The following is a 12,551-nucleotide window of genomic DNA, read 5'->3' on the forward strand; positions in this document are numbered from 1 at the left end:
CACTGGAAACAGCCATGAAACATACGCTCGATCCCCACATGTTCCGGCACCTTTCGCTGGCCGAGACCTGCCGCAAGGTTGCCGAACTCGGCTATGATTACGTCGAACTTTCACCCCGTCCGGATTTTCTTTCCTGGTGGACCCGACCGAAGGTCTATCCCGAACGCGTCGCCGAATTCAAAAAGGCGCTGAAGGACCATGGTGTCGGCCTTGCGACGCTGCAGCCCATGTATCGCTGGGCAAGCCCCTATCCGGACGAATGGGAGGTGGCGATCGACAACTGGAAACGCGCCATCGAGATTGCGGTCGAGATGGAATGCCCGATGTTCGTTTCGGAATTCGGCCGCGGCGGCTCGCCGGAGCGCAGCCTCAACGACCGTTCCGGCCTGCATCGGCCGGAAACCTGCGAAGCGCAGTTCTTCCGCGCCATGGATATTCTGGTGCCGATCCTTGAGCGGGAAGGTCTGGTACTGTCGCTGGAGGCCCATCCCGAAGACTGGATCGAGGAGATCGCGCCGGCCATCGACATCATCAAGACCATCAATTCCAAGGCGGTAAAGGCCTCCTTCATCGCGCCGCACACGTTCTTTTACGGTCCGGACATGGTGGCAAACCTGCGTGCGACCGAGGGCCATCTGGTGCATGTGCGCCTTGCCGATACCTATGACCACAACAAGTCGTCGCAACTGCGTTACATCGTCAATCCGCCGGGCTCGAAGGTCAGGGTGCACCAGCACACCGATTTCGGCCAGGGCGAGATCGACTGGGAGACCTTCTTTGCGACGCTCGCCGACATGAAATTCGACGGCGTGCTGTCGAACTGCGTCTTTGCCTGGGAAGATCGTGTCGATGAAAGCGCGCGGTTCATGCTCAGCGAAACCCGGCGATACGTCGCCAAATACTGGAAATGAGGTTTTTCAGATGACTGTCAGAATTGGTGTCGTCGGCACCGGCGCAATCGGGCGTGATCATGCCCGCCGTATCAACAAGGTTCTGGGCGGCGCGAAGATCGTTGCGCTGAGCGACGTCAACCGCGCCTCGGCCGAGGCGGTCAAAAACGACATCGCCCCGGATGCCGTTGTTTTCGCCACCGGTGAAGAGCTGATCGTATCGCCGGATGTGGATGCCGTGCTCGTCACCTCCTGGGGTGCCACGCATGAGCAATATGTGCTGGCGGCAATCGCCGCCGGCAAGCCGTGTTTCTGCGAAAAACCGCTGGCGACAACGGCGGAAGGCGCAAGACGCATCGTCGACGCAGAGGTGGCGCATGGCAGGCGGCTGGTGCAGGTGGGCTTCATGCGCCGATATGACGCCGGTTACGTGGCGCTGAAACAGGCCGTCGACAGCAGGATCGGCGCGCCGATCATGGTGCACGCCGCCCACCGCAACCCGGCGGTTCCGGAGCAATATGTCACCCCGATGGCGATCCATGACACGATGATCCACGAGATCGACGTGCTGCGCTGGCTGCTCGACGATGACTATGTTTCGGCGCGGGTTCTCTTTCCCCGTTCGGCGGCCAGAAGCCATGCGCGGCTGAAGGACCCGCAGATCGTCATTCTGGAGACGGCGAAGGGCACGATCATCGACGTCGAAATCTTCGTCAATTGCCATTATGGCTACGATATCCAGTGCCAGGTGGTGGGCGAGGACGGCATTGCCAGCCTGCCGGAGCCGATGTCGGTGCAGACCCGCCTCGGCGCCAAGCTGCAGAACGATATCCTCACCGACTGGAAAGACCGCTTCATCGCCAGCTACGATGTGGAATTGCAGGACTTCATCCATGCGGCGGCGAAGGGCACGGCATCGGGACCCAACTCCTGGGACGGCTACGTGGCCGCCATTACCTCCGACGCCTGCGTGGCCGCGCAGGAAACGGATGGGGTAGCCGTCGCAATCGAACTTCCCACCCGTCCCGCCCTTTATCAGTGAGGTCTTTCATGCGTTTTGCCATCAACCACATCACCGCGCCGAAGCTCTCCCTCGAGGCGTTCTTCGCGACAGCCCGCGAACTCGGCCTTACCGAAGTCGAAATCCGCAACGACCTGCCGAACATCGTCGGCACGGTGGAGCCGGCGGCCGTGAAGGCGGCGGCCGAAAAGGCGGGTGTGACGATCATCTCGATCAATGCGCTTTATCCCTTCAACGTCTGGTCGGGCGACCTGCCTGCGCGGGCCGTCGCGATGGCCGATTATGCGGCGGCGAGCGGCGCGAAAGCGCTGGTCATGTGCCCGCTCAACGACGGTACGCCGGTGTCCTTTGAAGATCTCGTCACGGCACTGAAGGCCATGAAGCCGATCCTCGAGGAACGCGGGCTGACAGGCTTTGTCGAGCCACTCGGCTTCCCGGTCTCCTCGCTGCGCACCAAGGCCGAAGCGATCAGGGCCATCAATGCAGCCGGTGGCGGCGATGTCTACAGGCTGGTGCACGACACCTTCCACCATCACCTTGCGGGCGAGACCGAATTCTTCCCCGAACGCACCGGCCTCGTGCATATTTCCGGCGTGATTGATCCTGCCGTCTCCGTAGCCGACATGCTCGACGCCCACCGCGTTCTGGTGGATGCCGGCGACCGGCTGGAGAATATCGCCCAGATCAGGACGCTTGAGGCGGCCGGCTACAAGGGCCCCTACAGCTTCGAGCCCTTCGCGGCCGAAGTGCACGAGCTGAAGGATCCGGCCGCTGCCGTAAAGAGCAGCATCGACCATATCTCCCAGGCGCTCTGACCGCCTTGCCGCCCGCGGTTCGCTGCGGGCGGCGTTTCTTGCGGGGGATTAAAAACCCAGAGAAATCAATTCCGCATTTACGGATGATGCTGTAGTCTTCGAGCGACGAGAGAGCAGCAAACAGGCACGGGTATTCTTCAGATCGACTGCGTGAGGCAGGCTTTCTGCCCGCACCGTCCGAAGTAGAGTGGTTGAATTTCCCCTTTATGAAAATAGACAGGAAAACGACGCTTAAGGACGTGGCGCGGGAGGCGAATGTTTCGCTGAGCACGGCGTCGCACGCCATCAACGGCACCGCACCCTTGACCACGCAGGTCCGCGAGCGGGTGCTGGAGGCGGCCCGCACGCTCGGTTATCTCGAAAACCGGCGACAGAAGGCGACGATCGCCACCCTGCGCGTCGTACTTCTGGCCATGACCAATGATGCCGCACCGCAGAGCGATCTCAACATGGTCAGCTGGACGATGCTGAACGGCTTCCGGCGCGAATGCGAGCGGCGCGGCATTCGCATCGTTCCCTATGTCAGCGCAACGAGCCGGCTCGACCCGGTTGCGGTGGCGGCGGCGGCGGATGCCGACAATGTCGACGGTATCGTCATCCTGAACGATGACAGGCCGCAACTGGTCGAGGCGCTGTCTGCGCTTGCGCGGCCGGTGGTGCTGATCAATGGCGAGGACCCGGCCATGATCGTCGATACGGTGACCGCCGAGAACCGTTTTGGCGCGCGGCTCGGTATCGAACATCTGCTGTCGCTCGGGCATCGCAATATTCTGCATATCACCTGGAAGGGGCGCACGACGATCCGCCGCCGATATGACGGTTATAGCGACGCGTATCTCGCGGCGGGTCTCACTGTTCCCGCCGATATGGTCATCGAGGTGGAGAGCTACGAGCCCGAATGGGGCGAGGCCGCCATCCGCCGCCTGCTGGCCGAACAGCGGCCGCTCAGAAACGCCACGGCGATTTTCTGCGCTGCCGATAATCTGGCGCTTGGCTGTCTGAAGGCCTTGACGGAAGCCGGAATCCGGGTGCCTGACGATGTTTCGGTATTGGGGTTTGACGATATCATGCCGGCGGCCTTCAGTGCGCCGCCGCTCAGCACCATCCAGTTGCCCGCCGACAGGCTGGGCGGGGCGGCGCTTGCGCTGCTGGAGCAGCGGCTTGTGGCGGCTGATCCGTCGCGTCCGGCGCACCGGCTGGAACTTGGCTGTCGGCTGGTGTTAAGGGGCAGCATCGCGCCGCCGCCGAGGTAGGGTGTTGGAGTGTGGTCTAGTGTTGACCGCTGAACAAACTCCAAACGTTTAATTCTCCCGTCATTCCGGCCTTGAGCCGGAATCCAGCCAGCCCAAGTCCTTGGGCTGAAAAGAATCCTTTCGCCGCGCAGACGCGCGACGGCTGGATCCCGGCTCAAGGCCGGGATGACGGGTGGAGGGGCTTTAATATTCCAATCGTGACGGCCTGCTGTCTCACCGCAACGCTCGTACTCTCCTTACTTCATGCCCGTGCCGGCAATCCCTGTCGTGATGTAGCGCTGCAGGAACAGGAACACGACGGTGACTGGCGCCAGGCTGAGGAAGGTCATGGCGAGGATATAGTGCCATTGCACCGAGAACTCGCCCTGGAAGGCGTTCAGCCCCACCTGCAGCGTGAAGTTTTCGCGGCTGCTGAGAACGATCAGCGGCCAGAGGAAGTCGTTCCAGCGCCAAAGCACCGAAAAGATGGCGAGAACCGCAAGCGCCGGCGCCGTCAGCGGCAGGATGATGCGCCAGAAGATACGGAATTCGCTTGCCGCATCGACGCGGGCCGCCTCGATCAGCTCGTCGGGGATGGTCAGCATATATTGCCGGAGCAGGAACACGCCGGTCGGCGTCGCGACCGTCGGGATGATGACGCCCCAGAGATTGTCGACGAGGCCGACGCCAACGATGACCAGATAGGCCGGCACCATGACGACGGTGAGCGGGATCATCAGGGTGGAGATGATCAGCACGAAGATCGCCTTCTCGCCGCGGAAGCGGTATTTCGACAGCGCGAAGGCGGCCATGGCGTTGACGATCAGCGTCAGGACGGTTGCGACGAAGGTGACGAAGACCGAGTTCTTGAGGAAGGTCAGAAAGCTGAACCGGGTCAGCGGATCGGTGAAGTTCTCCGTCGCGATAGTCAGTTTCTGGACGGGTGTTATTTCCCGCGTATCGACGCTGACCGGCGGGCCGGGATTGGCGGGGTCGACCATCTGGGCTTTCAGGCCGATGCGGCGGACCATGGCCATTTCCCGCTCGATGCCGTCAATGGGGGCTTTCCACAGGCTGAGCGGCTTGTCGTAACCCTGCACTTCCACCTGCACGGCGGCGCGCGGCAGAAGGCTCGGCGGAAACCGGGTGATTTCGGCTTCCGGTTTCAGCGATGACATGGCGGCCCAGACGACCGGGATGAGGACGGCGAGCGTGCCGCCGATGAGCCAGACCCATGACAGGATATCGGTGGGTCCGATCCGGCCGGGACGGCGGGTGCGCGTGAGGAAGGAGACGGCGTTGGACATGGTCAGGACTCCATCTTTTTGCCGAGGCGCAGTTGCACGAGCGTCAGTGCGAGAAGCACAAGGCCCATCAGAACCGATGCGGCTGAAGCCAGGCCGAAGAGCCTGAGATCGCTGCCGAAGGCCATCTGGTAGATATATTGCACCACGAATGTATTGGCCGTGCCCGGCCCGCCGCCATTGGTCAGAACCCATGCCTCGTCAAAGATTTGCACCGAGCGGATCATGAGCAGGATGAGCACGACGAGCAGGTTGGGGCCGAGAAGCGGCAGGGTGATGCGGAAAAGCGTGCGCCGGGGTGAAGCGGCGTCGATGGCGGCGGCCTCATAGAGGTCCTTCGGGATGGCCTGAAGGCCGGCGAGCAGGATGAGCGTATAAAAGCCCATGTGGAACCAGACGGAGACCACCACGACGAAGAAACGCGACCAGCCGACATCCAGCAGGAAGATTTCCGGCGGCACGCCGAGCATCTGGAAAAAGGCGTTGAGCAGGCCGTTGCGGTCGAGGAACCATTTCCAGATGAGGCCGATGACGACCGGCGACAGCAGGACCGGATAAAAGAACATGGCGCGGAAGAAACCGCGCGCGGCAATCGCCCGATTGAGAATGAGGGCGGTGATGAGCGCGACCAGCAGCGTGGCGATGACGTTGAAGCCCACGAACCACAGCGTGTTCCAGATCGCCGTCCAGAACAGCGATTCCCGGCAGCTTCCCGGGTCCATGTAGCTCTGACAATCCAGCAGCTTGCCGAAGTTTTCCAGCCCGACGAAGGGGCGGTCGGTGATGAGAAGTTCGGTGCCGCCGGTGAAGGCGTAACCGACGGCAATGGCAATCGGCAGGAAGGTGAAGATGCCGAAAAGAACGAGGTTCGGCATCAGGAAAATATAGGGCATGCGCCTTTTGCCGATCAGCCGCTCGATGAAGTTGAGAGGCACTTCGGCAATCGCCATCACGGCATCGAGCGCACGGTCGGACAGTCTCGTAAGCGTCGGATTGGCCATGCTAACCCCTCCCTTCGCTGTCGAGGCGCGGCAGCGCCAGGTCGGTGGCGGGATCGAAGACGTGCACCTTTTCCCGCGCCGGCATGATCTTCAGCACCGAGCCGGAAGCGGGGGCGAAATGGCCCGCCTGATGCATGATGATCTGCTCTTTCTCGCCCTGGAGATTGCCGTAGAGATAGGTCTCGGTGCCGAGGCTTTCGTGATACTGCACCTCGAAGGGCAATCCTCGGCGATGGTGAAATGCGAGGGGCGGATGCCCGCGAGAACCGCCTGCCCGGGGCTGACGGCTGCCGGATCGACAAGGCAGGGCAGGGACACGCCGTAGCCGGCGTCGATGGCGATGCCGCCGTCGCTGCCCTTGGTGATGGCGCCCTTCAGCATGTTCATCCGCGGCGAGCCGAGGAAACCGGCGACGAAGAGGTTGCGTGGATTGTCGAAAAGCTCGAGCGGGCTGCCCACCTGCTCGATGCGCCCGGCGCGCAGCACCACGATCTTGTCGGCCATGGTCATGGCTTCCACCTGATCGTGGGTGACGTAGATCATCGTCGTCTTGATATCGCGATGCAGGCGGGTAATTTCGGCGCGTGTCTGCACGCGCAGCGCCGCATCGAGGTTCGACAGCGGCTCGTCGAACAGGAAGATGTCAGGCTCGCGCACGATGGCGCGGCCGATGGCGACGCGCTGGCGCTGGCCGCCGGAAAGCTGCTTCGGCTTGCGGTCGAGATAGGGCTCGATGGCCAGCATCCGCGCCGCCTCGTTGATGCGGCTTTCGATTTCCGCCCGTTTGAAACGCAGGTTTTCCAGGCCGAAGGCAAGGTTCTTGCGCACGCTCATATGTGGATAAAGCGCATAGGACTGGAAGACCATGGCGATCTTGCGCTCGGCCGGCGACAGCGCGCTGACATCGCGCCCGCCAATGCTGATGGTGCCGGAGGTGACGTCCTCGAGACCGGCGATGATGCGCAGCAGCGTCGATTTTCCGCAGCCCGAAGGGCCGACGAAAACGACGAATTCGCCGTTCTCGATCTGAAGATCGATATCATGCAGCACATGAACGGCGCCGAACGCCTTGTTGAGGTTTTCGAGTTTCAGACTTCCCATCACCTGCTCCCTTCGGGCAAGCTCGTCGTCGCGACGATCTCTTGGCTGTTCCAGCCCTTGGGCAAGGGCGTCGTTCTTTTGATGGCGACATCGCGTGCCGCAAATCCTTCCACGCCGGCAAGATAGACCGCCGGCATTCCGCCGGGATAATCCTCCATTCCGACGATCCGGCCCTCAGCATCCTGTGTCCAGGCATTGGCGCGGCCTGCGGCATGGGGGCTTGGCGCGATATCCGCATTTGTGGGGCGCAGATCGTATTGCAGGCCGGTGCCGAGCTTGCCGGGCTGCTGCGACAGCGTGATGCGCTCCAGCCGGACATTGTGAATGCCGGCCTTCGATGTGGCGACGAGGTTGATCGCCCCTTCCATCGAACCGCTCAAGTCTTCCACGACCAGATTGTCGACGCTGCCGGCCTGACGCTCCGGGCGGCGGTCGACGACGGTGACGGTGACCGCTTCGCCCGAACCCCAGAAGCCGCCTGGCGTTTCGTGGCATTCGGCCTCGATCCGTGAAAAACGGATGTTGCGCATCGCACCGCCATCGCGGGAAAACAGGCCGACACCGCGATTGGACTGGACGATTTTGCAATCCTCGAACGCGACATTGGTGAAATCGCCGAAGGATTCCGTGCCGAGCTTCAGCGCGCAGCTCATGCTGGAAACGGTGCAGCGGCGAACTGTGATGTCATCGCAGACACCAACCGCTTTGCCGTCCAGCCCGGCGCTGGTCTTCAGGCAGATGCCGTCATCAGCAGTCGAGATAAAGCAATCCTCGATTAGCGCACGCCGGCAGGCATCCAGCACGATGCCATCCGTATTGGGCAGGCGGCGGTCGTTTTCGATGCGGAGATTGCGGAAATGAAGGTCTTCGCAATCGACCATATGCAGCGTCCACATCGGCGAGCCACTGACGGAGAGGTTTTCAAGGCGCACGTTGCGGCAGCTTTCCAGCACCATCACGCGTGGGCGCTTTTTCGCCGGGATATAGGTGCCCATGGCCTTGTCGTCGCCGACGATGAAGTTTTCACCGCCGGCCTCGATGCGGCCGGGGCCGGTGACGGCGATGTCATGCGCGCCGCTCGCGATGATCATGCCGCGATCGGAGTCTTCGGCAATCACCGAAACCCGGGTGAGGGCATAGGCGTCGTAATCGGAAACGGGGGCAAGCACCGCATCTTCGGCAAGGTGCAGTTCCACGCCGCTTTTGAGATGGAGGCCGGCGCTGACATGACGCCCGGCCGAGAGAGACACGCGCCCGCCGCCTGCGGCTGACACGGTGTCGATAGCCTGCTGGATGGCTGCCGTGGCATCGAGGCCACCCGCCGCGACTGTGATGTCCTGACTGATGTTCATGATGCCTTTGGCCTTTTCAGAAAAACGTCGATCAGGAGCAGCATCGTCAGCGCCTGCCCGTAGGGCGTGGGCAGATTGGGAATGCGGCGGTAGAATTCGAGATCGTGGCCCATCGGCGTGCCGTCGGAAACACCGTGGACGACGCCTTCATCATCGATATTGCCAAGCACCGCCTTCAGTGCGCGTTCCGCATGCGGGCGATTTTCCTCGCCGAGAATGCCGGCTTCGATGCCGCGCAGAATGCCATAGGCGATGCCGGCCGTTGCCGATGTCTCGACCGGCGAGGTCGGATCATCAAGCAGCGTGTGAAACATGCCGTCCTCGCGCTGATATTGCCTGAGCGACCGCACCTGGCTTGCCAGCACATTGGCGAGGAAACGCCTGTCTTTTTCGCCAAGCGTCGGCACCAGTTCGAAGAGTTCGGGAATGGCGACGGTGATCCAGGAATTGCCGCGTGCCCAGAAGGCGTCAGCGAAATTATGGCGTCCGTTGAAGGTCCAGCCGTGATACCAGAGCCCGGTGACGGGGTCCGACAGATAACGCGTATGGATCATGAACTGGTAGACCGCCTCGTCGATCCAGTCCTGACGTTTGCAGACGACGCCGGCGCGGGCGAGGAACAGACATGCCATGAACAGCGTGTCGTCCCACAGTTCGCCCTCATTCAGCCGCTCCTTGACGACATGCTGGAAGCCGCCATCTTCGGTTTTCGGCAATTGATGCACCAGCCAGTCGGCCCAGTCTTCCACCAGCGTCCGGAAATCCGGCCGGTCGACATGTTCGGTGAGGATGACAAGCGGCAGCATCGGGGCGGAACTGTTGATCTGGCGCGGCGGCAGGCCACGTTCGATCTGCCAGCCATACCACGTCACGAGGTCATCCAATGCCTTCCGGTCGTTGGCGGCGAGCGCCCGGCGCAAGAAGCCGTAAAGGCCCACACCCACTTCCCAGTCCCACTCATCGAACTGGATCTTGCCATCGGAACTGCCGCTGACCAGACCTTCCTGAATGCCCTTGAGGCGGCTGAAGGCGGCGGCGACATTGTCGATCGTCGTCCTGAGAGTGTCTTTTTCCATGCTTGGCTGGTTCATCTGTCAAATTCCGCTAGGAGCATTTCCAGTAAAAGCGGGGATCGCTTTTACGTCCGGACAATGCGTTAAAACAAAGAGCTAGAGCGTTTTCGCGTTTCGCAGAAAAGCGGAAAGGCTCTGGGAGTAGAATGGTTGTGCCGCGCCGCCCGATGCGGGGTCGGCACTGTCGAAGGTGATTTCCGGCTGGGGCTGGTCGTGGTCGAAGGCCATGACCTGCCCGCCAATGGTGAATGCGCCGTCCCAGGTCAGGGTAAGCTCAGCTCCGCCCGGCGGCGTGACCGAGAGCAGCCGGCTTTCGGCATCGAAGGTGATCTGCGTGGCGAGGATTTTTTCCCGGAAGCGGGAGAAGGCTTCCATATCCCCGCAGCCGATGATGCCAACCCAGCCGGCGCGGCGGCCGGGCGATCTGACCTCGCGATTGGCGGTGGCGCCGGCAGTGATGGGCTGAAGCCCGTTCGTCGCATAAAGTGCGGCAAAGCCGCGGCCCGAGCGGGTGATGAGCCAGTTGCCTTCCGTCAGCACCTCGTCCAGCCCGTCGCGGCCGAGATAGGCATGGGTCCAGTCATTGCGGTGATCTTGCGTATCGAAGATCAGCATGGCCAGATCGCGATGTTGCGCCACGCGCGGCAGGATGCCGCTCCCCGCCCAGTAGGAGGGGCGCTGGGTGCCCCACGGATCGTCTTCGCCCGGATGATTGACCCAGAGCCGCGCCATCGGGTGGCCGGCGAGTTTGATATCCATGACGTGTTGCTGATGGCCCTTGCGGCCGGTCTTGTGGTCCACCACGGTGGAAAGCTGGGCGGCCTCGTTCTTGAACAGCACGAGCTTGCCGGGCTCCAGCCCCTGCGCATACCGCGCCTCGACCATACGGCCGCTTTCCAGCTGGGAAAGGGCGGTGAGATGTGCCGGCGGCAGATAATCGCCGCAGCAGAACATCGGCAGCGAGGCGACGCCATTGTTCCGCCAGCCCTGACCGAAGGCGACCTGCGCAAAGGGCGCCAGTTCCGTCAGCGGCCCGGCGCGCAGCTCTTTGTCATAGGCTCTGCCTTGAGAGCCGGAGGGAACGCCGCCGAGCGTGTGCAATGCGATCATTTCGAAGATGAGATCGAGCTGATAGCGTGCGCGTGCTGCAAGCTCCGGTCCCGCCCAATGTTCGATGGCGAGAAGGCCGATGAAATCCACCGGATAATAGGCAGCGGAGTTCCACTCGGCCAGCCCGTGCGCCTCGACGCTGTCAAACCAGCGCTCAAGCCGGTCGGCGGCCAGCGCCGCCTGTTCTCTGCCGGTGCGGCCGGAGGCGGTGAAGACGGCATCCGGCAGATACTCGCCGGCCAATAACTGGCTGGTGTGGAAGCAGAGAACATGGTTCTCGCTCCAGAACCACATGACGTCATTGCCGGGTTCGTCCACCCAGTAGCGATAGCCGAGGATCGAGGTGTCGATCCGCGCCCGCATCTCTGCCGGCAGGCGGTCACCATAGGCGCGCACCAGCCACAGCAGCGGGATCATGACGAAATCGGAGCAGTCTTCCCGCCGATCGATGGAATGCAGCGTCGCATCAACGATGCCGCTGATCGTCTCGATGTCATCGCTGCCGGTTGCGACCATCGCCAGCGCGCGGCCGATGCGCCAGGCGCCGAAGCGGGCGCTGAAGGAGAGGGCCGCCTTTTTTCGCTCGCTGATATCGCCGTTGGATGCCTCCGGCGCGATGTCATGTATGAAAGCGGCGTCGATGACGCGGGTTACCGTTCCCGCTCCCGAACCCATGGTGATTTTGACGCCGTGATATCCGTCCGAAATGCCTGTCGTTCCGGGGATCGTCAGCGAGGATTGCCCGGCCTTCAGCGCGGTATCCACTTCCGCAAGCGTGGCGCGCTCATGGCCATGGCTTTTGACGGCGATGTGCACCGGCAGGTCGCTCGCAGGCGCCGCCCCGAAGACCAGTTCGAGGGCCATGCCGGAAAACACGTCCCGCGCCGGGCGAACATCGCGCACCAGCGCGGCGAGACGCTTCGTCTCCTCCCGGTCGAGCGGCACGGGCAGCACGACGGTCAGCGGCACGGCGTCAACGACCTCAAGTTCGAAGAACCAGATGATGTCGCGCTCCGCCAGATCCTCGCAGAGCAGCACCACCTCGTTGTCGCCGGCTGCGAGATCGAGCGTGATGTCACGGCTGCTTTCGACATTGCGGATGAAGGGCTCGAAACGGACCTGTTCGACCCCGCCTACCCAGATGCGAACGCCGCCGCAGGTGCGCAGCCGAAAATGCGCCTGTCTTGCCGCATCGCTGCGGAAGGTGCCCTTCAGCCAACGCTGTACATGGGTGGGAACATGCCAGAAACCGGTGAATTCGACGCGGCGATTGGAGCCCGGCAGGTTCAGGTGCGAAACCGTAAAGCCAGTCTCGGGCGCGATATCGCGGCCGATCATGGTCTGCTGGAAGGCCTTGCGGCAGGGCAGGTCGCCCACATCCACGAAACCGTTGATGAAGCGATAGTTCACGCGATCTTCGGCGGGGGCTGCGGTGCCGGGAAACGACGTCTCCACCAGATCGGAGACGATCCAGGCGGTCACCGTTTCGCCGTTTGCGACGGTATATGTCGGCTGCGACGCGTTCGCCGCAAATGGTCCATCCGTCATAATGGATCGCCTCCCGTCGATCTTTATGAAATTATTTTCACAATTCGATTTTCGCTTTTCCGCGTCGATTTGTGCGATTTATGTAAAACAAACAGCTTGACGTT

Annotated in this window: 9 protein-coding genes and 1 pseudogene; 4 read left to right on the forward strand and 6 right to left on the reverse strand. The window is 62.2% G+C overall.

Annotated elements, in window-relative coordinates:
• Positions 1-14 precede the first annotated feature (14 nt).
• The 4 genes from O3W47_RS09615 to O3W47_RS09630 all read left to right on the forward strand — a co-directional run bounded on the left by O3W47_RS09615 (position 15) and on the right by O3W47_RS09630 (position 3,979).
• Positions 15-911, forward strand: a complete 897-nt coding sequence (locus tag O3W47_RS09615; RefSeq protein ID WP_080819044.1) for a sugar phosphate isomerase/epimerase family protein — start codon at positions 15-17, stop codon at positions 909-911.
• Between the two features lie 10 nt (positions 912-921).
• Positions 922-1,932, forward strand: a complete 1,011-nt coding sequence (locus tag O3W47_RS09620) for a Gfo/Idh/MocA family protein (protein ID WP_269313558.1) — start codon at positions 922-924, stop codon at positions 1,930-1,932.
• Positions 1,933-1,940: 8 nt separating this feature from the next.
• Positions 1,941-2,726, forward strand: coding sequence for a TIM barrel protein (locus O3W47_RS09625; RefSeq protein ID WP_269313559.1), 786 nt, complete (start codon positions 1,941-1,943; stop codon positions 2,724-2,726).
• A 206-nt stretch (positions 2,727-2,932) separates the two neighbouring features.
• Positions 2,933-3,979: a LacI family DNA-binding transcriptional regulator gene (locus O3W47_RS09630; protein WP_269313560.1), complete on the forward strand. Its 1,047-nt coding sequence runs from the start codon at positions 2,933-2,935 to the stop codon at positions 3,977-3,979.
• A 236-nt stretch (positions 3,980-4,215) separates the two neighbouring features.
• Here the strand turns inward: O3W47_RS09630 and O3W47_RS09635 are convergent, their stop codons facing one another.
• The 6 genes and pseudogenes from O3W47_RS09635 to O3W47_RS09660 all read right to left on the reverse strand — a co-directional run bounded on the left by O3W47_RS09635 (position 4,216) and on the right by O3W47_RS09660 (position 12,447).
• On the reverse strand, positions 4,216-5,265 hold the full coding sequence (locus tag O3W47_RS09635; RefSeq protein WP_269313561.1) for a carbohydrate ABC transporter permease: 1,050 nt from the start codon (positions 5,263-5,265) through the stop codon (positions 4,216-4,218).
• A 2-nt stretch (positions 5,266-5,267) separates the two neighbouring features.
• On the reverse strand, positions 5,268-6,263 hold the full coding sequence (locus tag O3W47_RS09640) for a carbohydrate ABC transporter permease (protein ID WP_269313562.1): 996 nt from the start codon (positions 6,261-6,263) through the stop codon (positions 5,268-5,270).
• 1 nt (position 6,264) lies between these two features.
• A pseudogene (locus O3W47_RS09645) lies at positions 6,265-7,364 on the reverse strand (ABC transporter ATP-binding protein).
• On the reverse strand, positions 7,364-8,716 hold the full coding sequence (pglB, locus tag O3W47_RS09650; RefSeq protein WP_269313563.1) for a polygalacturonase PglB: 1,353 nt from the start codon (positions 8,714-8,716) through the stop codon (positions 7,364-7,366). Before pglB ends, O3W47_RS09645 begins: the two are co-directional and overlap by 1 nt.
• Positions 8,713-9,807, reverse strand: a complete 1,095-nt coding sequence (bglB, locus tag O3W47_RS09655) for a beta-galactosidase BglB (protein WP_269313564.1) — start codon at positions 9,805-9,807, stop codon at positions 8,713-8,715. The genes pglB and bglB overlap by 4 nt, the downstream gene beginning before the upstream one ends.
• 78 nt (positions 9,808-9,885) lie before the next feature.
• Positions 9,886-12,447, reverse strand: a complete 2,562-nt coding sequence (locus tag O3W47_RS09660) for a hypothetical protein (protein WP_269313565.1) — start codon at positions 12,445-12,447, stop codon at positions 9,886-9,888.
• Between the last annotated feature and the right edge of the window lie 104 nt (positions 12,448-12,551).

The sequence above is a fragment of the Agrobacterium sp. LMR679 genome (assembly GCF_027157905.1).
In the GTDB taxonomy this organism is placed as follows: Bacteria; Pseudomonadota; Alphaproteobacteria; order Rhizobiales; family Rhizobiaceae; genus Agrobacterium; species Agrobacterium leguminum.